Source organism: Lactobacillus sp. ESL0785 (assembly GCF_029395455.1).
Classification (GTDB): Bacteria; Bacillota; Bacilli; order Lactobacillales; family Lactobacillaceae; genus Lactobacillus.
On the sequence record NZ_CP113916.1, the window covers coordinates 878,147 to 900,669 of the forward strand.

Annotated in this window: 19 protein-coding genes; 6 read left to right on the forward strand and 13 right to left on the reverse strand. The window is 36.8% G+C overall.

What is annotated here, in order from left to right; genetic code table 11:
* Window positions 1-20 precede the first annotated feature (20 nt).
* The gene (gene addA, locus OZY43_RS04275) at window positions 21-3,635 is read right to left on the reverse strand and encodes a helicase-exonuclease AddAB subunit AddA (RefSeq protein ID WP_277163795.1); all 3,615 of its coding nucleotides are present in this window, start codon (window positions 3,633-3,635) and stop codon (window positions 21-23) included.
* A gap of 1 nt (window position 3,636) precedes the next feature.
* Complete coding sequence (locus OZY43_RS04280) at window positions 3,637-7,110, reverse strand: PD-(D/E)XK nuclease family protein (RefSeq protein WP_277163796.1); 3,474 nt, start codon at window positions 7,108-7,110, stop codon at window positions 3,637-3,639.
* Between the two features lie 75 nt (window positions 7,111-7,185).
* On the opposite strand from OZY43_RS04280, the gene mvk reads away from it, so the two are divergent.
* Genes mvk through fni form a run of 4 tightly spaced genes read left to right on the forward strand, consistent with a single transcriptional unit; the run spans window position 7,186 to window position 11,199 of the window.
* Entirely contained in the window at window positions 7,186-8,094 is a 909-nt protein-coding gene (gene mvk / locus OZY43_RS04285; protein ID WP_277163797.1) for a mevalonate kinase, read from the forward strand.
* Entirely contained in the window at window positions 8,094-9,056 is a 963-nt protein-coding gene (mvaD, locus tag OZY43_RS04290) for a diphosphomevalonate decarboxylase (RefSeq protein ID WP_277163798.1), read from the forward strand. The genes mvk and mvaD overlap by 1 nt, the downstream gene beginning before the upstream one ends.
* A gap of 35 nt (window positions 9,057-9,091) precedes the next feature.
* On the forward strand, window positions 9,092-10,174 hold the full coding sequence (locus OZY43_RS04295) for a phosphomevalonate kinase (protein ID WP_277163799.1): 1,083 nt from the start codon (window positions 9,092-9,094) through the stop codon (window positions 10,172-10,174).
* A gap of 8 nt (window positions 10,175-10,182) precedes the next feature.
* The gene (fni, locus tag OZY43_RS04300; protein WP_277163800.1) at window positions 10,183-11,199 is read left to right on the forward strand and encodes a type 2 isopentenyl-diphosphate Delta-isomerase; all 1,017 of its coding nucleotides are present in this window, start codon (window positions 10,183-10,185) and stop codon (window positions 11,197-11,199) included.
* Between the two features lie 114 nt (window positions 11,200-11,313).
* Here the strand turns inward: fni and nfsA are convergent, their stop codons facing one another.
* Genes nfsA through OZY43_RS04325 form a run of 5 tightly spaced genes read right to left on the reverse strand, consistent with a single transcriptional unit; the run spans window position 11,314 to window position 15,962 of the window.
* The gene (nfsA, locus tag OZY43_RS04305) at window positions 11,314-12,051 is read right to left on the reverse strand and encodes an oxygen-insensitive NADPH nitroreductase (protein WP_277163801.1); all 738 of its coding nucleotides are present in this window, start codon (window positions 12,049-12,051) and stop codon (window positions 11,314-11,316) included.
* Window positions 12,052-12,079: 28 nt separating this feature from the next.
* Window positions 12,080-12,868 carry an HAD family hydrolase gene (locus OZY43_RS04310; protein ID WP_277163802.1) on the reverse strand — a complete coding sequence of 263 codons (789 nt, stop codon included), beginning with the start codon at window positions 12,866-12,868 and terminating at the stop codon, window positions 12,080-12,082.
* A gap of 8 nt (window positions 12,869-12,876) precedes the next feature.
* On the reverse strand, window positions 12,877-14,262 hold the full coding sequence (locus OZY43_RS04315; protein WP_277163803.1) for an RsmB/NOP family class I SAM-dependent RNA methyltransferase: 1,386 nt from the start codon (window positions 14,260-14,262) through the stop codon (window positions 12,877-12,879).
* Window positions 14,255-15,220, reverse strand: coding sequence for a hypothetical protein (locus OZY43_RS04320; protein ID WP_277163804.1), 966 nt, complete (start codon window positions 15,218-15,220; stop codon window positions 14,255-14,257). Before OZY43_RS04320 ends, OZY43_RS04315 begins: the two co-directional genes overlap by 8 nt.
* Complete coding sequence (locus OZY43_RS04325) at window positions 15,210-15,962, reverse strand: SAM-dependent methyltransferase (RefSeq protein WP_277163806.1); 753 nt, start codon at window positions 15,960-15,962, stop codon at window positions 15,210-15,212. Before OZY43_RS04325 ends, OZY43_RS04320 begins: the two co-directional genes overlap by 11 nt.
* Window positions 15,963-16,045: 83 nt before the next feature.
* Here OZY43_RS04325 and lepB point away from each other — a divergent pair, with 83 nt between their 5' ends.
* Window positions 16,046-16,621 (forward strand): signal peptidase I, encoded by a 576-nt coding sequence (gene lepB, locus OZY43_RS04330; RefSeq protein ID WP_277163808.1) that lies wholly within the window; start codon window positions 16,046-16,048, stop codon window positions 16,619-16,621.
* A gap of 62 nt (window positions 16,622-16,683) precedes the next feature.
* Complete coding sequence (locus OZY43_RS04335; RefSeq protein WP_277163810.1) at window positions 16,684-16,875, forward strand: LBP_cg2779 family protein; 192 nt, start codon at window positions 16,684-16,686, stop codon at window positions 16,873-16,875.
* A 417-nt stretch (window positions 16,876-17,292) separates the two neighbouring features.
* Here OZY43_RS04335 and OZY43_RS04340 read toward each other — a convergent pair whose 3' ends face one another.
* The 6 genes from OZY43_RS04340 to pepT form a co-directional block, all read right to left on the reverse strand.
* Entirely contained in the window at window positions 17,293-18,141 is an 849-nt protein-coding gene (locus OZY43_RS04340; protein WP_277163811.1) for a hypothetical protein, read from the reverse strand.
* Between the two features lie 25 nt (window positions 18,142-18,166).
* Entirely contained in the window at window positions 18,167-18,991 is an 825-nt protein-coding gene (locus OZY43_RS04345) for a hypothetical protein (RefSeq protein WP_277163812.1), read from the reverse strand.
* 82 nt (window positions 18,992-19,073) lie between these two features.
* Entirely contained in the window at window positions 19,074-19,901 is an 828-nt protein-coding gene (locus OZY43_RS04350; protein ID WP_277163813.1) for a hypothetical protein, read from the reverse strand.
* Complete coding sequence (locus OZY43_RS04355; protein ID WP_277163815.1) at window positions 19,898-20,605, reverse strand: ABC transporter ATP-binding protein; 708 nt, start codon at window positions 20,603-20,605, stop codon at window positions 19,898-19,900. The genes OZY43_RS04350 and OZY43_RS04355 overlap by 4 nt, the downstream gene beginning before the upstream one ends.
* An 11-nt stretch (window positions 20,606-20,616) precedes the next feature.
* The gene (locus tag OZY43_RS04360) at window positions 20,617-20,970 is read right to left on the reverse strand and encodes a GntR family transcriptional regulator (protein ID WP_277163816.1); all 354 of its coding nucleotides are present in this window, start codon (window positions 20,968-20,970) and stop codon (window positions 20,617-20,619) included.
* 307 nt (window positions 20,971-21,277) lie between these two features.
* The gene (gene pepT / locus OZY43_RS04365; protein ID WP_277163818.1) at window positions 21,278-22,519 is read right to left on the reverse strand and encodes a peptidase T; all 1,242 of its coding nucleotides are present in this window, start codon (window positions 22,517-22,519) and stop codon (window positions 21,278-21,280) included.
* Window positions 22,520-22,523 lie beyond the last annotated feature (4 nt).

Below are 22,523 nucleotides of genomic sequence, written 5' to 3' on the forward strand. Positions count from 1 at the left end.
GTCTACCCTCCTTTTCTCTTCTATTTAACTTCTACCGCTCTTTTTGCATCAAGTAGAATTAAGTATTTATGAATTACTTTTTGTTTGGCAAAAGAATTAAGCGCCTGTTCATACAAACGCAGCTGACCAGTGTATTTCTGTTTAATTTTGGCAATAGCCTGCACCAAATTATTTTTATCAACGTGGTCAGTTTTATAATCAAACAGAATAATTCCCTTTGGCGTTTCAAAATAGCCATCAATGGTCCCATGAACCAAGATTTTGGCATCAGGATCACTAAAATCAGCAAACAGAGTACTTGCCGCTAGCAAACTAGAAAAATCAACTTCACGTTTTAAATTAGCCGGTCGCTGCCAAAAGTCACGGGCAAAATCACTGTGAACAAACCACTCAATTTCATCCTTTTTAAGACTAGCAACAATTTTAGGGTTCAACTTTTTTTGCTTCACTAACTCTTGAATTTCTGCTTCAAGCTGCGCACTATTTCCTTGACCACGATAATTATAATACTGCAAAATTAGATGCGTTGCTGTTCCAATTTCTGCTCCGGTAAATTTAGATGCAAATAAAAAATCCGGCTTAGTATCAATTGGCTGTAAATATCTATTAGTTGAAGCCAACAAATGAGCATTTTCTAGATCTGTGTCTAAGGGATCATTAAAGGCCTTCTTAATTTCCGAAACAGCTTGATAAGCAGTTGTCTGACTAGCATCCTTAAACGGATAGGTAAAATCATATAATTTACGAACAGTTGTATCTAATAATGGCAAAGTCGGCTTCTTGGTTGTTACTTCTTGTGAAGCACCAGCAGCTATTTTTTCTTGAGAATATTTAAGCAATAGGAAATCCTGACTTTGATCAAGCTCCTTAGTCACGGTCGCAATTGTTTGACTAATTTGCTCGTCAAAATGAATAATCGGTCCAATAAAACTTAATGGACTGGTTGCTGCCAGCTTGTCAGTCAAAGTTAATTGCCCCTGATGATTTAATTGTTGCGCCCAAGCTAACTTATTTTTAGCTAGGTTAGGAATATCTGCAACTAAAATCAATTTTTGCTTAGCACGAGTTAGGCCAACGTAAAGAATTCGTGCTTCTTCTTCCAGTAACTTTTGGCGCTGGTGAATATTGTCAATTGCTTTAATTAATGAATCAGCTCGATAATGCTTGCGTCGCAAAGTTAAACCAACGTTGTCGTTATTAATCAGATAGTTGCCACTTAAATCACGCATTTGAAAACGATGCTGCAAACCAATATAAAACACTATTGGAAATTCTAATCCCTTCGAACCGTGAACCGTCATTAACCTGACAGCGTCACCCGCTTCTTTAGTTAATAACGGTTGTGCAAGGTCTTTTTGACTACGACGCATGCGTTCAATAAAGTTAATAAATTGATATAAGCCCTTGAAACCAGCACTTTCATACGAACTAGCCCGCTCATAGAGAGCTTCAAGGTTAACTCGGCGCTGTTCACCGTTAGGTAAAGCCGTCATGATTTCTAATAAATTGGTTTGTTCATAAACACTCCAGATTAATTCGGAAATGCGGTGGTTCATTGCAAATTGCCGCAAATTATCTAACTGATTAAGAAAAGTTTTCACCCGTTCACTTAACTGGTCATTCATTGTTACGTATGAGGTTAAAGCGTTGAAAAAACTAGTATTTTTACTATGGATCCTAATTTTAGCTAAATCTGGTTCCTTAAAATTGAACAGCGGTGACCGCAAAACAGTTACCAGTGGAATATCTTGATCAGGATTATCGATAAGCTTGAGGTAATTCATCATAATCGTTAATTCTAACGTTTGAAAATAATTTTTAGCATCAGTGATAAATAACGGAATGTTACTTTTAGCAAATTCCTGCATTATTAGCAAATTATCGCTGCGACTTCTAGTTAAAATTGCGATATCACTGTATTTAAACGGTCGCTTGTGCGTCTTTTTCTGCTGGTCATACACTTCAAAATGTTCTTGTTTAAGCTGCTGAATCCGATTAATGACCATTGCGATTTCTGCCGAATCAAATTCTAGTTTTGTTTCCGTATCTTGCTTTTGTGGGGTCGCTTTTTCATGGTAAAGCAATTCGCTGGCTGCCGGCAATTCAGCCGGATAATAGTCAGCACCAAAAATTAATTGACCTTCCTTTTGATAATCAATCCCGCCAAAATCTGTACTTAAAACGCTATTGAAAATCTGATTAACTAATTTAACTACTGGTTTAGTTGACCGAAAATTAGCCGACAGCAAAATGCGCTCTTGATCATCATTCTCGCTTTTAGCAGCTTCATGATATTTATGTAAAAACAAGCTAGGTTCTGCTTGACGAAAGCCATAAATTGACTGCTTAACATCCCCCACCATAAACAAGTTATTCTGCTTGTCTTCCTTAAGCAGCTGCAAAATTTTCTCCTGCAGCGCATTAATATCTTGGTACTCATCAACCAAAATTTCTTTAAATTTGCGCCGATAAAATTCACGGGCTAATTGTGAATTAGATGTATCTTGGCTAAGTATCTGGTAGGCAAGTTGTTCCATGTCACTATAATCAATTAAGTTTTCTGCTCGTTTTAGCTGGTTAAAGCGGTCAATCAGGGCCAATTCTGCCTTAGTTATCGCGGTCATAATTTGCTGCCCCTGCTTTAAAAGCGCAAGCTGTTCAGCCTCATCAGTTGCATAAAATGACGTAAAGGCTGCAAAAATTTGATCTTTAGCCTCTTTTTTCAAAACCTTGCTTTCTTGATAAACGGCTAATAAATCTTCATCCCACTTATTTGATTGTCGATAAGAACCGGTAAAAATACAACTGCGTAAAAGTTCACGTTGCTGCTCATAATCTACATCTGTTGCTAAGCCCTGTCGGTAATTTTGCAGGCAGCGAGCAAAGATAGTAAAACTTTCTTTAACTTTACTTAATTCCTTAGTTTCAATTTGACTGCTAGCTAACAAATCAGCAATTTTGTCATTAAGACTGGTAAAAACCTTAGTCAGATATGGTTTGATTTGTTGCTGCCACAAGTCAGAAGTCACAATTTTACCGGTTACCTGATATTTTTGACTTAACTGCTTAAGCCAATCACGGTAATCTGGCTTAGCCATCGCAAAATCGTAGAGGTCAAGTAGTAATCCTTGTGCTGAAGCAGCATCCCGATCCCCTGCAAAATTATCATAAAAAGCAATAAAATCTGCATCTTTTGCTTCTAAAAATTCGCCTTCGATTTCCCGTAAGGCGCGCTCACGCAATAATGCTGCCTGTGTTTCATCAGTTAAAACACTAAAACTAGGATCAATGTCAATTACATAATAAAAACGGTGAATGATATCCAAGCAAAAAGCATCAATAGTTGAAATATTGGCAGTGTCAACTTGGTTAAGCTGCTGGCGAAGATAGCGCTTGTCACTACCTTCTTTTAATCGTTCTTCCAAAACCTGCTTAATCCTAGTTTTCATTTCTTGAGCAGCAGCTTTAGTAAAAGTTACAACTAATAACTGATCAACACCAGTTCCTGCTAAAATTTCTTGCATTACTCGTTCAACCAAAACCGTGGTTTTACCACTACCTGCAGATGCAGAAACTAAAATATCACGGTCACGATCATCAATAGCCTGTTGTTGCTTGGCTGTAAATTGGGGCATCTTAGTCACTTTCTCCTAACCGCTCTTTAATTTTTGTTAGTAATTCTTTTTTCTTTAAATTGCTAATTTGATGATATTTATTTTCTTTTAACATGGCATCAAAGAAAAAGACATCCCGATAATCAGAATAAGTTAGGGCCGTTTGGTTTTTACCATACTTATAAGGATTAAGTTTAATTTGACCGGATAAGATCTGACTGGAAGCTTCTTTAATGAGGTCCTCATCGTACTTTAGCAGCAATTCAATTTCATCGGCGGTAAAGGCACTTGTTTGAAAGCTAAAACCGCCTTTAGCTTTGGTTTTAACTCCTGAATAAAGATCTGATGATATACTGGCTTTTTCAAGTAACGGTTCTGCCTTTAGTAATAAATCTGGATCTTCATTTAGAACACCAGTATATTTAAGGCGAATTTTACCATCAAGAGCTGGCTTTTTCAGCTGCAAATCAGGACCAATTAATTGCGCATCATTTAACCGTTCAACTTGGCGTGTTACCGTTTGGTAAAACGCACCTAACAAAGATAACGGCTGCTTGCCAACAAAAAAGTCCTGATTTTTAGCTAGTACATCCAGATAAGACACCATTTGTAAGGAAATGCCGTTGTAAAATAATCCTAAATTAAATTTCTTCGCTGAAGATTTATAGTCAATTACTTGTGCTAAAAATTCTTGCTGGTCAGAAATTTGGGCCAAATCTACCCGATCCATTTTTCCACGTAAATTAACATGGTGCTGACCGGCTAAATTAGGCACGACAAAATCTAGTCCTTTAACTTTTTCACCAAGCCCAAAGCTCAATTCGGAATACTTAGCCCGCAGTGGTGTTTTTTGTAAGGAATGATGCCAATTTACCGCAACTTTGGTCGTTGTCTTGTCTAAGCACTTAAAGAGGTACTTGTTAAACGGATCGTTCATTAATTGTTGGTATTTGGCTTCATCCCGCATCTTTGCTTGAGCTAATGCGAGCAATCTCTGCAAAGTAGCTTGATCAATTTCTGCTAAATCTAACTTTTTCTGGTTTAATTCTTTGACTAGACGATCAAAAGTTTCATGAAAATAATTTCCCGCTTGGATAACGTCTAATTCATTTTCAAATCGTTTATGCAGTCGTAACCCATAATTTAGAAAATATTCATATGAATTTTCGTAAAAGGTTTCCAATTGTGAAACCGATGAATTCAGATTTTCACCGTATAATTTTTGCGCAAGTTCTGGGCCAATATCTTCTGGTTGGTTAACGAACTGACTAGCTTCAAGTACCATTTTGGTCTTTTGTGGTAGATATGTTTGCGTTAATGCGAGTAACTGCTGCACATGTGGTTCAGTCTGGCCTTGAGCCAAATATGTTAAATAACCTAGACTTGCTTGGGGGTTAGTAATAAACGACAAGACATCTTGCACTTGCTCAGGCAAACTATGTTGGTTGAATACCGGTGCCCCTGCCGCTTGCAATCGTTCATAATATAACGATGGTTTTAATTGTTCATTGGCTGCATTCAATACTGGATAGGATAAGTAGACCTTATCTTGAGCTAGTGCCAGCGAAATCCCAAACTGATAATTCTGGTCTAAATTGCTCAGCTGCTGGCGATCTTCCAAATAGGAATCTTCACCAAACGCTTGACTTAGCTTATCTAGGTTCTCAGTACTTAAAAATCCCGGTGTATTTTGAATTGCCGGCAAATTATTACTAGTGGCCCCAATGATAAACACTTGTTTGTAACCACTGGTTTGAATCATTCCCATTTCCGACAAGTTAACAGCATCTAACGTTGAGGGAATTTGGGAGAAGGTCGCTTCTTTAAAGCCATTAGTTAAAACATAAAAGAAACTATCTACATTAAACTGCTCAGGATTAATCAAGAGATAATCGTGTAGTAGATTAATTAATAAGTCCCAAACTTGTTCAGGCTGCTGGGCCTGTTGCAATTCTCCCTTTTCTTGAGCAGCTTCACGCCACTTTTCTAATCTTTTGGGGATGCCATTTTGCGTTAAAAAATTAAAGAATACAGTTATTGCCTGCTGGCTAGCTGTTTCCTGCTTCATTTCAGTAAGTAAAGCGGATAATTGGTTAACAAAATAAGCCTTTAGCTTATTAATTCTGGCTACCTCGTCCGGAATTTTATCTAATCGAATTACCTCAGCTGCCACATAATCAGTAAAATCACGTTGCCACAACTGGTGATTAATTCCATGCGCCAAAACAAAGTTTTCTAGTTCATCAACATCGTGAATATAAGCAGCTTCTTCCTGGTACCAGTCCGGAATGATTAGTCGGGTTTTCATAATTGCCAATAAGTTGCTGGTTTGCAGCGGTCTAGTTACTAGCTGGGCGATATTTTCGATGAGAACTACTAAAGGATGATATTTCATCTCTTGCTGCAAATCATTGAAGAATGGGATTTGATTTTGCCGTAAAATTGGCGTCAAATACGTTTCATATTCGTGCAAATTAGGTGCTAAGATCAAAAAATCGCGGTAACGATAATTGCTAAGCGTAACTTGTTGGTAAATCGTGTGAGCTACAAAATAAGCTTCAGCATAACGCGAATCAGCGCGTACTAACTGAACTTGGCTCATTTTTTCTGGTGCCGTAATTGTTCCTGTCCAAAAGGCATTTAGTAATTCACGCTCAGTTTGCTTAGGTGCTAGCGGTACCTGGTCAATTTGGTAATTTAAGTCACGCTCTTCAATAAAATGAGTTAATTGCGTAATCGTTTTTTGAATCACATAATCATAGTCGCCAGCTTCAGCAGTAGGTTCAATTGTTCCTAACTTAGTTTTAAAAGCTAAGGTAACACTTCCTGCATGCAGCATTAACAACTTAATTGTTAGGCATTCCTGCAGTGAAAAATGTGAAAAATCACTAAAGTAAAAATCAGTCTTGCGCAAATCTTTTCTTTTGGCCAATAATTCGTTCAGCTGCAGTTGCACCTCATTCTTGGTTGAAAATTTCCCCGCGATTGCGGCAATAAAGGCATCATAAATAATGCGCAAATCGGCGATTTTATTTTTGGTTTCCAAATCTAAATTGTTTTCATCAAGTTCATCTAAGTCTAAATTACCTTCACGTACTTGTAAAATAGTGTCATACAGCTGCTTAACTAAGCCTGAATTAACACTAACATCCTTAAATAAATGCAATTTAGCGCGATTTTCTTCAATGATTTTCGCTAACAGCATTGCAGCTGCAGCATCATCAAGTTGCGTCGGTAAACCTTCCTCAGCATCTTTTAAAAAATACCAGGCCAGTCGCGAAAATGATAGTACCTGTAAATTTTTAACAGATTGTTCAATTCGGTTGCGACTAGCTGCCAGCCTATTTATTGCCCTAATTTCTGTGGTAAACTTAATATGATTAGGGACAATGATAAAAGTTTCGTGTTCTGGCTGCTTTTGATAATTAGTAATGGCCAGCTGCAGGATTTTTTCTTGCAGGGGATCGGTTTGCCGCCCGACTAAAATTTTAATCATTTGTTCACGTCTCCTTAGCTATTATTTTAGCATAGGCGGCTAACATTTTTACTAACATTAAGGATCTTAAATAAAATGAAATGTAGTTATTTAGCACATGGAAAAGTGATTTTAATTGGGGAACATTCGGTTGTTTATGGTTATGATGCATTGGCAATGCCGATTATGGCGCTGCAAATAAAAGCTAGTGTTGAGTCTAGTGCCAAAATGTGGATGGATACCGCACGTTATCATGGCCCCTTTTTTACGGCTCCTGATGAATATGGCGGTTTAAAATACGTTGTCAAAACAATGCAGACAAAGGCGCATTGTTCGCAACCATTAAAATTGACTTACACGGGTGAAATTCCTATGAAGCGTGGCTTTGGTTCCAGTGCAACGGTTGCCTTAGCTACAACTAAAGCATTGAACCAATATTTTGCGTTAGAACTAGCTGACGAAGAAATCATGGCCATTACTAACCATGCAGAAATGATTAATCACGGTAAAGCTTCAGGCCTTGATGCCGCAACGGTTAATTCTGATTATTTGGTCTTTTTTAATCAAAAAATGGGTCCAAAAACACTTAACGCTAAGCTTAATGCTACGTTATTAATTATGGACACAGGGGAGCTTGGTAGTACTAAACAAGCAGTGAATCAGGTATATGAGCAAATTAAAGCATCCCCTAGCAAAAAGGCGCAAATTGCACGTTTAGGTGAACTAGCTGACCAAACTAAGACGGCATGGCTAGCACAAGATCAAGCTGCCGTTGGCCAAATCTTTAATCAGGCGCAAACGATTTTGCAATCATTTGCATTAGCAACGACTAAAATTGACCAGTTACAAAAAATTGCTCTAACAAACGGTGCCTTAGGCTTTAAACTCTCAGGCAGCGGTTTGGGCGGCATTGTGCTGGCTCTTTGCAATGATGACCAAACAGCTAAGCAAATTGCAGATAAATGTGACTCACTAATTACAGGTTCATGGATTGAGGAGATTTAATGACCAAAACAGCACGCGCCCACACAAATATTGCACTAATTAAATATTGGGGTAAAGCCGATGAGCAACTAAGATTACCATTAATGTCTAGTCTGTCAATGACACTAGACGAATTTTATACCGATACACAAATTACAGCTAGCCATTCAGGCAATCACTTTTTTCTGAATGACATTGAACAAACCGGATCTAGTGCTCAACGTGTTTTTACCTACTTAAAAAAATTACAAGTTCAATTTAAAGTTACTGGTGAATTAACGGTTAAATCAACTAATCATGTTCCAACAGCTGCTGGGCTGGCTTCATCTAGTTCGGCCTTTGCCGCCTTAGCTGCTGCTTTTTGTGCTTATTACAAGCTGCAAGTTGATCGCCGTGAACTGTCACGGTTGGCGCGGCTTGGTTCAGGTTCCGCCAGTCGTTCTATTTATGGCGGTTTTGCTGTCTGGCAAAAAGGTACAGATGATCTAACGTCCTATGCTTATGCCTTAAATGAAAAACCGCAGATGGATTTACATTTACTGGCAATTGAATTAAACCAGTGCCCTAAGAAATTATCATCTACGGGTGGAATGAAACAGGCAAAGTCATCCCCTTTCTTTAAACCATGGCTGGCTCGTAATCAGGAAGAACTGAGGCAAATGATTGCAGCAGTTAAAAATAATGATTTTACTTGTTTAGGACAGTTAGCGGAACTAAATGCTAGCGAAATGCATGCCATTAACTTGACGGCACAGCCTGGCTTTACCTATTTTGAGCCAGATACAATTAAAGCTATTAAATTAGTCAATCAATTACGTACAGCAGGACTTGAATGCTATTACACAATTGATGCTGGACCCAATGTAAAAGTCCTTTGTCAATTAAGAAATGTAAAAGAAATTACCAATTCGTTTGTGTCTGAATTTAAGAATGCTAAGATAGTACATGCAAGTTTTGGTCCAGGTATTTCTTACCTGGACTAATTAGCGTAATTTAATTGATTAGGAGATTAAATTAATTGATCACAGAACAAGCACCCGGAAAATTGTATATTGCTGGTGAATACGCCGTTTTAGAACAAGACTGCCCTGCAATCTTAGTGGCGGTTAACCAGTTTATTCGGGTTTCAATTACTAAAAGCAAATCATCAACTGGCTTAATCCATTCCAAACAATACTCACAAGATTCAATCCATTGGGTACGTAAAGGTGCCAAAATGGTTATTGATAATCGTGATAATCCATTTGAGTACATCTTGGCTGCTATTTCTTATACTGAACGTTTTTGTATTGAACAAAATGTCAAAATGCAAGTCTATGATTTACATATTAATTCAGACCTAGATTCAGCTGATGGTAAAAAGTACGGTTTGGGTTCTAGTGCTGCCGTTACAGTTGCCACTGTTAAAGCAATTTTACGTTTTTATGACGTTCCTTTCAGCAACGAATTAGTTTACAAGTTATCCGCCATTTCCCATTATTCAGTTCAAGGAAATGGCTCCGCTGGTGATATTGCTGCTAGTGTTTATGGTGGGTGGCTTGCTTATCAGACTTTTGATAAAACCTGGCTGACTAATGAATTGGCCGCTAAGTCATTATCAGATATTGTTAACGAGGCTTGGCCGGGACTAAAAGTGCAATTATTAACTCCTCCTGAAGGGATGCAGTTAATGATTGGCTGGAGCCATAAACCAGCATCAACTTCACGGTTAGTTGACGAGACCAATGCTAATAGGGCAGCCTTAAACGATGAATATCAAGAATTTTTGCAGTTATCGCGCGTTTGTGTTTTAAGAATGATTGCTGGTTTTGAACAAAATAATATTAACTTGATCAAAAAGCAAATTCGCGTTAACCGAGCATTATTGCAGCATTTTGCGCAAATTAACCAGATAGCAATTGAAATTCCGCGTTTATCTAAGTTGATTAACATTGCTGAAGATTTTGGCGGTGCAGCTAAAACTTCAGGTGCTGGTAATGGTGACTGTGGCATTGTCATTGCCGATGAAACAACCGATGTTGCCGCTCTTGAAAATAAGTGGCAAGAAAACGGCATCCAACCATTAAATTTTCATGTTCATCAGGTTAAATTAGCTCATTAGGAGAAAAAATGTCGATTAGATCAAGACGTAAAGAAGACCATTTAGAACTGGCCCATACTTTTTATCAAGCTGAGCAAATAAATAGCTTTGACCAAATGCATTTACTTAGACCAGCATTGCCGGAAACTAAAGTAAACTTAAATTCAATCAAAACAACGATGTTTGGTAAAAAAGTCAATGCCCCCTTCTTTATCAATGCGATGACCGGCGGTTCAGCTAAATCACAGATAATTAATCAAAATTTAGGTAAAATAGCTGGTCAAACTAAAATAGCTTTGGCCTTGGGGTCCGCGAGCATTTTAGTTGAAGAACATGACCAATTAGCTAGTTTCTTGGTTGCACGGGAAGCTAATCCAACTGGTGTGATTATTGCCAATGTCAATGCCAAAACCACCCCACAAGATGCCCAAAAAATTGTGACAGAATTACAAGCTGATGCACTACAAGTACATCTAAATGCGGTGCAAGAAATTGCCATGCCCGAAGGTGAACGTGACTTTCACTGGTTAGATAACTTGAAGCTACTGCGACAAAAAATAACTGTCCCAATTATTATTAAAGAAGTTGGCTTTGGTCTTGATCGCGGAACTATTCATCAGCTTAAGAATGTAGGTTTTGAATACTTTGATCTTGCGGGTAGTGGCGGCACTAATTTTGCCCAAATTGAAAATGCTCGTAATCAAAGTGATCTCTCCTACTTAGAAAATCTTGGATTACCAACAGTAGTAGCAGCAATGATGGCTCAGCAGGAACAGACTAATTTCATTGTTTCAGGTGGCGTTCGTAATCCACTAGATATCTTTAAAGGTCTGTGTTTAGGCGGTAAGTATGTGGGTATTTCGAATGTCTTCTTGCAAGCAATGGTGCAGAATACACCGGAATTTTTATTGCAAATGATTCAAAATTGGCAGGAAGAACTGGCTGCACTACTAGCAATTTTTGGTCAAACTGATCTGAAAAACTTGGCTGCAATTAAACAATATTATGACTTACCATTGCAGAATATCATCCAGCAGTTAAACTAATTTCTTGATTTAATTTTACATAATTTTTATTATGCCAGCAAAAAAGCTCATTACAATATTATTTGTAATGAGCTTTTGATTTAGGTAAATAATAGATCCACGTTTAAATGAGAGTTAGTTTAGTGAAAATCCTTGCTTCTTTAAGAAGGCACCAACCTCGGGACGTCTTTCTTCACTAAAGAAAGCAATATTTTTCTGTAACCAATCTGTTTGTTGCTGGTTAGAACCACGATTAGCATAATATTCAGCAGTTTCTTTTTGATAATTAGCTAAAGCAGTAAATTTTTCTTGATCATAACTATTTTGAGCAACTTTTTGTGCTAATGGCATTCGCGGTTTAACGTCATTCTTAGTAGTCGGTATACCAATCGTCATGCCAAAAATTGGTACCGTGTATTTTGGTAAATTGAGAATGTTGCTTACTGCTGTTAAGTCATTACGGATTCCGCCAATATAGCAAATCCCTAAATCCATTGCTTCGGCAGCGACTACCATATTTTGAGCAGCAATTGTAGTGTCAACTACACTAACTAAGAGCGCCTCCATATTTTGAATACCGGCAAGAGGCTGGTGAGCTTTGTCCAAAAGACATTTTTGCCGGTATAAATCAGCTACAAACACATAAAAAGCACCACTGTGAATTACGTATTCAGGACAGTTAGCTATTTCTCCTAATTGTTGCCTTTTTTGCTTATCCGTAATTTCGATAATTGAAAATGCTTGGACAAAATTTGAAGAAGATGCGCTATTAGCTGCAGTTAATAATTCTTGCTTAATTTCTTCTTTCAAGGGTTCATCGACAAATGAGCGGACAGAAACATGCGCAGTCATTTTTTGGATAAAATCGTTCACTTATTTAATTCTCCTTTAATTTGCGGGGTTAATTATTTAGCAGGTGCCAAATTTCTTTTTGTACCGCACTATCATTACTAGACCCGATAATGCGATTAGCTGCTGCTTTAGCACTTGGCAATGCCGTCGCCGTTGCATAACTGCGTCCAACATATTTAAGCATCCCCACATCATTGCCGCTGTCACCGAAGGCAACCATCTCACGGGGGTTAATTCGCAGTTTTTGACTCAAATATTGTAAGCCAACTGCCTTATTCATGCCCTTAGTTGACATATCAATTGAGCCCGCTGAACCAGCAACAAAGCCAAGTTTGGGATAATTGCGTTTCAACTCAGCCAACATTTGCGGCATTTTCTTCTCATCAACTGAAAATGTTATCTTGAATACTTGATCTGCCAAATGTTCAAAATCCTTTACCAAAATCAACTTATGGTAATACTTACGTAATTCTGTAAGATGAGCTGAACTAGTATCATCTAACGCATATGCGCTAAGCAATCCAGAAACGACTATTTTTTCATCATATTGTTGGGTAATTTTCAAAGCTGTTCGCAAATCTTGCTCAGACATGCTCTCTGTATGCATCACTTGCTTGCCCTTAGCCACTAATGCTCCATTTTCCGCGACAAAGTAAATTTGACTAGCAACTTCCGGAAACCGAGTTACCAAATTTTCATATTGGTTACCACTAGCAACGACAAATTTAATATCGCGCTCTTGCATAATCTTAAATTCGCGCAAAAACAAATCAACATCATAGGTTTTGGCGTCAGTCAGCCATGTACCATCCATATCTGTTGCAATCAATTTAATCATTTGTTTAATTAACCTTTCTTGAGTGTTCGCAAACCTTTCGGATAGAAATTTTTAAGCATACCATTACCAGTAATTTTGCCAAAACTAAAAATTAAGTTATGACAGCTAACCAGAACAAAGCCACGTAGTTCACTGGTAACTCGTAAAGTTTCACCATGTAAATATGCCGCATAATCTTCATCTCTTAGCTCGACCACGCGTTTTTGTTTAACTTGGCCTAAAACTAATGCTAATTGGTGACCGGGTTCAAAACGGTTTTTTTTCAAAATACCTAATTCAACGCCATTGCTTAGGACTTTTAAGTGCAAATTATCAGGAGCAAAAGCTGGGACGAAGACATGATTGTGGCGAACTCGGGCTGCTTTTTGCCAATTGGCTAGAGTTGTTGGCAAATTAAATTGCATTAATATTGCTGCCGTTAATTCACTTTCTGTCTTTGTTAACGTTAATTTGCTTTTTTTCTTACGTGAGCGAATTTTGGTCTTCAGCGGACTACTTATCTCACCTGGCAATCTTAATTTGGCCGCAAATTGACCTTCGCCCAAATTATCTTGCGGCCAAAAGCGTAATGTGTTTTTTAAAGTCGGATTGCCATCGGCCCATGCAGGCTGCCCATGACTAATTTTACTGTCTGTGAATTCTACTGGTAATACTATCATGTCAAATTCAGTAAGCAACCAAGAAACAATCTGCTCATCTTCCTCTGGTGCATAGGTACAAGTCGAGTAAACTAATTCGCCACCCGGTTTAAGCATCTTAATAGCTTGCTCTAAAATTTCCTGTTGTCGTTTTTGGCAACTGACAACATAATCCTGTGACCAATAATTAACTGCTTCTGGATTTTTCCGGAACATGCCTTCACCACTACACGGTGCATCAACCAATATTTTATCAAAAAATTGGGGAAATTGTGGTGCTAAGACAGCTGGATCTTCACTAGTTAACAAGCAATTAGTAATGCCCCAACGTTCAATATTTTCGCGTAAAACTTTTGCTCGTGATTGTGAAATTTCATTAGCGACTAGTAAGCCTTGTCCTTTCAACTGCTCACCAAGGGCTGTACTTTTTCCTCCTGGTGCTGCACATAGGTCTAAGACTTTGTCCCCAGGTTGCACTTGCATCATTGCAGCTGGAAACATCGCTGATGGATCTTGTGAATAGACCATCCCACTCACCCATTCAGGGTCATTGCCTGCTACTTGGCCATAATACGCATTGTTAATTGCCGGAATTGGTTGTTCAGTCGCATAAGTAACTTTTTGCGTAAACTTCAACGGATTAATGCGAAAGGCCTTCTTACTAGGTTCTTGCATTGCCGCAAACATTTTTTCGGCCTGCTTTTTGCCTAATAATTTTTGGTATTTACTAATAAACTCTGCTGGTAAACTAAGCACAATTTTTATCCTTTCGTGATAAATAAACGATACTGCATGTGTAGCCGATAACAATTACCAACCAACTGGCTGCTAATAACCAAATTAAATGCTCTGGTTTAGAATAGAAAGCCCGCCAACGTAAAAATAGATATGCTCCTACAGTAACCAATATTTCTGTCAAAATTATTCTAATACCACGGTTAATTAACCAATTGCGTAATAAGTTGCCACTGAGATTAGTTCTTTTTACGGTCTGCCAATCAACTACAGCCAATAAAAAGTTACAACTAATAGCTGCGATCAGGAATAAAATAATTAATAATATTTCACGAATAACTGAAAATTGGTGTATCTGATGCTTTTTAACAAATAACGGCGTTTTTTCCTTAACGTGATAATGCATTGCAATTTTATGCATGACCTTATCTGAAGCATCAATAATAATCTGGTAGTTCTTCAATTTAAAGCGACCAGTCGGCTGTTGGGGTCCTGTTGTCAAATAGTAACCATCTTGCTTCATTTGGCGATAATGTTTCAAGATACCAATAACAGAATAATATTTTTGCCCTAAAATCACGTATTGGTTGCCCTGCGTCTTTAACGTTTTAACTTTAGCATTAAGTCCTAATACAGCAAAAGATACTTGTCCTTGAAAGTCATCAGTTGAAAAATAACGTCCAGATTCGGTTGGTAGATTAATGATTGTATGGTTAGCCCAGATTAAGGTTTGACTGCTGTGACCCTTTTTAGCTAAGTGTACTTGAATATTATTATGCGGATAATTCTTAGTCAAATAATGTAAAAAAGTACTAACTTTTTGCTTCTGATTGACTTCAATATAGCGTGTACTGTTACTTAGACCATATGCTTCAAGTAATTGGTCAGCCTCACGTGATTGCACGTTGGACAACATACTACCAATACCTAAAAGAGCCAAAAAAATAATAATAATTAATCCTAATTTTTTAAATTTCATGTTCTATCTCAAATATTTGTTCATTAATAAAATCGTAACTTAGAAAAGACTGGTTAACTTTACGTAACTGCGGTGACTTATGTAACTTTATCTCGTGCCAAAAGGCCGCTGAATTAGTTGCCCCATCTTTTTCTCCGATAAATAATAAATGGCTCTTAGGATTATACTGTTTCCATGCTCGGACAGCCAGTAAATCACTTGTCGTAAAATTAGGTGCCCATGAACATAAAATTAAATCCACTTTAGGAAAAGCTTTAATGGCCGCAGCTGCATCTAGGTCAACCACCTGCATTACTGGCTTACTACCAGTTGAAGATGTCTTAGCCCACTCAAGCGAGTCGCTGGCTATGGTCTTGACACCTACTGCAGTTAAGGCCTGTGACCAATAGGCATTGCCTGCCATAATTTCTAAAGCTGAGTTAACATGTAACTCTTGTTTGAGCAGCTGCACTGTCTGCAGATTCGGCAACGACCAGAGTCCGTAATTAATTGACAAAAACTGGCGGACACTGTTAAGTAACTGATTAAGTACTTTTAAAGTTGGTGCCTTACTTGCTCCTACACGCTGCAAAATTGCTTCACTTTCATCTGGTAATAACCCTAGGCGGTTAGGGGCCTGCGTTAAAATCTTTTGGCAGTTAAGATAAGCAATAATCTGGTTGATTTCCGCAACTTGCCGCGTAATTTCTGGTTGGTTAATTTTACTGTTTAATTGGTTAATTTTATTTAAAAATTGTGTCATACTTCAATCCCTATAATGATTTTACCATTCAACCGACTAAATTTCAGTTATAATAAAAGGTAACCAAATAAAGGAGAATTTTTATGGCAAATAAAACAAAAAAGCAACAAGGGGAAGAAGAAAGTCTTGGCAAGTTCATTCTCGACGTCGTCGTGATGATGGCAGTTATTCTTGGAGTCTTTTGGCTTGTCTTTAACTATGTTCTATCAAACGATAGCGTATCTGGACCGTCAATGCAGCCTACTTTTCAGGATCGTGATCGGCTAATTTCAGTTCGGAAATTTACACCTAAACGGGATGATGTTGTAGTCTTATTAGCACCTAAGGCTGCTGAAGATGTTCCTGGCGCAATGTACATTAAGCGTATTATTGGACTACCCGGTGATAAATTGGTGTCTAAAAATGACAAAATGTATGTTAACGGCAAGTTACTGCCAGAACCGTATCTTAATAACAGTTTGAAAAAAGCTGATAATGATGCCGGACAAAACTATACCACTAACTTTACTTATAAGGTACCGAAGGGTTATTACTGGGTAATGGGTGATCATCGTGATATCTCTAAAGACTCACATATTTTTGGACCAGTTAAGCGCAGCGCATTAGTTGGCAAAGTTGTCTTTCGCTATTGGCCATTTACCAAAATTCAGGGCTTTTAGTGTTGCTATGATTTGAATTTATGGTATTTTTCGCTAAAATAAAATTGTAAAGGAGTTTTATTATGAATCAACAACTAGAAGAATTATCCGATGCAATTATCAATTATCAAGTGCAGCACCATGTTAATGATACTGATTTGGCTTTTGCTAGTCATTTGTCAGTTGAAAAAATTCATGCGATGAAAGTTGGTGAAGGTGAGTTTACTCCTGAAGAGATCAACCAGCTTTATGATTATATGGCAGCCAGCCATTAGTCTATCAATTTCATTAAAAAACTTTCAAGTTAACGAAATGCAACAAAAATTAGTCATTTTTGTTGCATTGTTTCTAATACACGATTGCGGTATTTATCCGCGATCGTGTATTTTAATTTGTTTGCTTTTCTAATATTGATATGCTAATAACTATCTTTACCCTTAGCTTTGATTATTTATCATAGTGGAAATTAATGTCAAAAAGCCAATATCCTAATTCTAGAAAATTACTGATACGCCCTACTTTTTCGGCAACTTATTGGTTGCCAAAATCATTTTGTCATTATTCATTTCAAGCAACTGCTGCTATTAACAATAAGGACAATTTATCAGGAAATTATCAAGTTATAGCAAAAAACACACTTATTTTTCACTGAATATTAGGAAAATAAGTGTGTTTTTAAATTATAGTGTATTTTAATTATTTGCCTTAGCTTCGATAAATTTTGTAAATAACAGCAGATTAATCCCGAGTAACACAAGTATGTAAACCAATAAGCTAATCATTGAAATAGTTATACTTGCAGTCCATTGACCAGCGATAAAATTAAGTGGATCAAACAACGCCTTGTCTACAGCTTTAAACCAGTTGCTTAATAAATTTAAGAATGGTCCGTAAGCAGCGAACAAACAAAAAAATAAGATAAATCTCAATAATGTCTGATTAACATATGTACTTAAAAATTCAATGATTAATTGCCAGCATAGTATAATCATGCTTAATGTTACTAAAATAGCTAATAACATTAATAATATCAAAAAGACTAATTCCAGTATTCGCATGATAGCACCCGCATTCCAACTAATGCTACTGATATTATGTTGCCAAAACTGACTAAAATCAGTTCGAAAAGTTGAACTAGTGCCTAAAGAGACGCCACCCAAAACAGCAATGGCCAGTAATTGCAGCAGTGCTAAGTATAATTGACTAATTAAGCTGCTGACAAGATTAATCAGGTAAAAGTGAGTATCACTATTTGGTATTAAGCGCCAAGTCTGACTAGTATTATCTTCCTCACTTTTGGCTACAATAATAAATAAGTTTAATAGCTGACTAATAAAACTAAGACCAATTATTAAAATCAACCATTGCGGAAAAAAGGCTGTCATCTGTAAATGATCAAAATCAATTTCTATCCTATTAGCATTAAGATAATTAAACCCAGCAATTGCAAGTGCTGCAATTAATTGAATATTCCATAATAGATAGACAGTACGCTTTTTTTGCTTAAATAATGCTTTGAATAGTGAGTGTCCATTAGTCATTTGGTTACCTCCTACCTTTACTTCTTCACTTATTTGGTTCTGTTTCGAAAGTATTATTCATTAAAAAAATATCTAGCATACCAGTAAATAAATCCAAAATAGCTAAAATGCCAATGCTACTCAATAAATTCAGATTGACAGCACCAACAGTTATTAATTCAGCGGGCAGTTTAAGCACAGGCCAAAATGTATTGGCCCCGGTCACACCAAGCCAGCAAATTAATAAGATAATGACTAACCGTACAACCATCAATGTTAATTTACCAGAAAAATGTGGTAAAAAGTCAACAATTGTATAACTACTAAAGTTTAGAAAACTAATTATCAAAAAAATAGCTAATAATAAAAGAAAAAGCGCGACAATAATTTGTAGCCATTTCAGGAAACCTATCTTGCCCATATCAGAAAAGAATTCACTAACCAATACTCCTTGTCCTGTAAGTGCTTCGTGTAACAGCATCGGTGCAATTGCACCAAAGAATTCTAGTAGAACTAATATCACTATGGCAATTAGTGAACTAACAAGATTACTTAAATAAATTGTATTATTATCAATTGGTATTAATCGCCAAGTTTGGCTGCGATTGATTTTTTCAGTATCATAAGCAATAAGAACCAAACTTATCAAGACAATGAAAAGTCCTGTCCAGGTGATAGTTCTTGCTAAATTAGCTAAAAAACTACGAAATATATTAAAGAGCGGATTTGCTACCGTCGCAACCGTAACGGCTTTAAAAGTTATTAATCCGGCTAAGATAACAGCCATGACTAGCTGGCTAATACTAAAGTGCAATAATTTTTTACTTTTAATTTTAAATAATTCACCGAATAAGTGTTTAAAACTTGTCATACGACCCCTTCTTTCTTGCTTACTAATTAGCCTCGACTTCGAAGAATTTGTTAATTAAAAACTATCATTTTTTCTCTCCTGATTACTTATTCTGTTTAGCTTCAAAGAATTTACTAATTAAGAACATATTGACTGCTAGAAAAACAATATCAATTAAGGCTAATATGCCGCTTGCTGAACCAGTATTAACGGCTTTACCATCAAAGATGAAATCGAATGGCGAGCTAATAATTGGCTTAAGGAAACTATAAATTTGTACTAGCAGCCACATAATGGCAATAATCAGGATTAGACGAATAAGCGTAACAATAAATTTACTAGAAACAGCTGGTAAAAAATCCATAATTGATTGACTAGCAAAGTTTAAGAAGCTGACAAGCAAGTAAGCTAAAAGTGCAACCAACATTACTAAAATAATTAACCCCAACAAATCTAGTAATGAGTTAGTACTCTGGTTGACATGCTTAAATCCGCTTATAAAACTATCCCAGCCATCTTTCATCTGTTTATTAAACAAATAACCAATACCAAATAAAACAATAGAAGTAATTACTTGTAAGATCCCTAGGTAAATAAAAGAAACAAATGAACTTAAAATATTGACCAAATATATTTTTTCATCACTCAGTGGTACTAAACGCCAAGTTTGGCTACGATTTATCCGCTCATTTTGAGAACAAGTAATAATTAAGTAGACTAGCAAAAAAACAAAGCTAAATGCAAAAAAGATGGCACACAAAAGTGGTATAAGTAGCATTATTTTTTGTTCATGATCATTAACAATTATATTTCCTTGAAAATAAGAAAAAATCGTTATGAGCACGGCAACCAAAAACTGCAGTAACAGCATTAAGTTGGCTTTTTTACATTTTTGCCTAAATAATTCGGCAAATAACCGCTTAAAAATCATTCTTCTTCCTCCTGATCATATTGGCTCTCATAGTATTCTTCAATACTCTTATTAGTTGAACGAATTTCGTCTGCCGACTTATGGGCAAGAATCGTGTGGTCCTTAATAATGACAACTTCATCAAGTAATGAAGCAATTTCGTTAACAAAGTGATCAGAAATCAAAATCGTCGCATTGTCAGCTTTCCAAAGAATAATTGAATTGATGATTTTTTTACGCGCCATCGCATCAATGCCGCCGAAAGGCTCATCAAGTAAGTATAAGTCGGCTTTACGGGCAAAAGTTAGGGCAATAATCAGTTTTTCGCGCATCCCACGGGATAATTGACTAAGTCGCATTTCTGGATCTAATTTCATAAATTTACGTAATTGAGCAAATTCTTCTTTATCAAAATCGCTGTAGACAACTTCGTAAAACTCAACGACAGCTTTAATCTTAGTCGAATCATTAAAGCCAGTTAAACCATCGGTAAATGATAAATTTGCCTTTTTATTAGCATCATCAGCAAAACCATCAATTTTAACATTGCCACGATAATTCTTAGCCATGCCACTGATAATCCGCATTAATGTGGTTTTACCAGCACCGTTTTCACCTAGCAAAGCAACAATTTTCCCCGGTTGTAAATCCAAGTTAATATCTTGCAGAATAACTTTTTGATTCTTCTTATAAGTGACATCTTTGATTTCTAATACGTTTTCCATGCTCAAAGCTCCTATTCTAAAAATTGGGCCAGAACTGACTTAATTTGCTCATCAGCAACACCAAGTTCATTCATATTCTGGACAAATTTTGTCAATTCATCGTTAATCAAATTTTGTTTGGTCTGTGCAAGTAAATCTGTATCCTCGGTAACAAAGTTCCCCTCGCCTCGTTTGGTATATAAAATTCCCTCGTCATTCATCTGTTGTAAAGCTCGCTGCACCGTATTAACATTCACTGTCAACTGAACAGCCAACTTACGCACGGATGGAATTCTTTCACCAGCCTTAAGATGACCAAGTACGATTTGCCGGTAAAGATACTGCTTAATTTGCAGATAAATAGGGATATTATCCTTAAACTCCAAAAGCTCACCTTCCATATTTACTGTATTATATTCCTAGAACACTTATATAGTAACTCATTTTAAGATTAAGCGCAATCTTTTTTAAACTAATTCAAATGTTTCACATCGTAACTTTTTACTTTCTGTGCAAACAAAAATGCTTACAAAGTCATTAATATCAATGATTTTGTAAGCATTTTAGTAAAATTTCATTATTTGTGCATAACTTTTTGAAAATCTGCTATAAATAATTTTCCTTAGAAACATAAGGGTTATACTTCCTTAATTATTTTTAATAAACAGACAGATTTTAGTCAATTTTGTTTCGCTATTGATGATTGACAGCATTCAATTCAGCCATTTTGATCATTACATCAACGGCCTTGTACATTGATTCCAAAACAGTATATTCGTAACGACCATGCATGTTCTCTTCACCAGCAAAGATATTCGGACAAGGAAGTCCCATATAAGTCAATTGGGAGCCGTCTGTACCACCACGTACTGGATCTTCATCAATCATTAGTTCTTCGGCCTTGTATGCCTCACGTGCCAGATTAACGATATCCATATGCTTAGCTAGTTCATCGGCCATATTGTAGTATTGATCCCACATCTTTAGCTTAATTATCTCTGTCCCAAAGTCAGTATTTATCTTAGCAACAATTGACTTTACTAGATTTTTTCTTTTTTCTAAACCATCACGTTCAAAATCACGAATAATGTAATCTAAATGAGCGTTATCAACTGTTCCTTGAAAATTCATTAAGTGGTAAAAGCCTTGTTTACCATCTGTTTGCTCTGGCACTTCTGCTTGCGGCAAAGCATTCTGGAAGTTAATTCCTATTTGCACTGCATTAATCATTTGTCCTTTAGCAACTGCTGGATGAACATTGACGCCCTGAATATCTAAACTAAATTGGGCTGCTGAAAATGTTCCCCAATCAAGCTTGCCTGGTGCTTCACCATCAACAGTAAAAGCAAAATCTGCACCAAATTCAGCTACGTCAAAGTGTTCTGCCCCTGTACCAATTTCTTCATCTGGTGTAAAAGCTAAACGAATTTTGCCATGTTTAATTTCCGGATGGGCCAACAAGTATTCAGCAAAAGTTACTAATTCAGCCACACCACACTTATCGTCGCCGCCCAGAAGCGTGTCACCAGATGCCGTAATGATTGTTTGCCCTTTATAATTCTTTAAATGTGGAAATACTGCTGGATCTAAATAAAAATCAGAAGTACCCAATTGAATTTTTGATTGACCATCATAATTTGAATGAATTTGTGGTTGAACATTTTCGGCATTAAAATCAGCGGTATCACTGTGAGCTAGAAAGCCCATCACAGGCACATCATAATTAATATTTGCCGGAATTTCAGCAATAACACAGCCAGACTTTTGGTTATAATGAACATCATGCAAGCCTAACTCGTTGAGGTCTTTCATGATAACTTGTTTTTGAAAGTTTTCTTCCCGTGCAGTTGACGGAAAACGTGTCGCATGCTCATCTGATCGCGAATTAACTTTAACGTACTTTAAAAAACGTGGTAATAAATTTGGATATTCCATAATA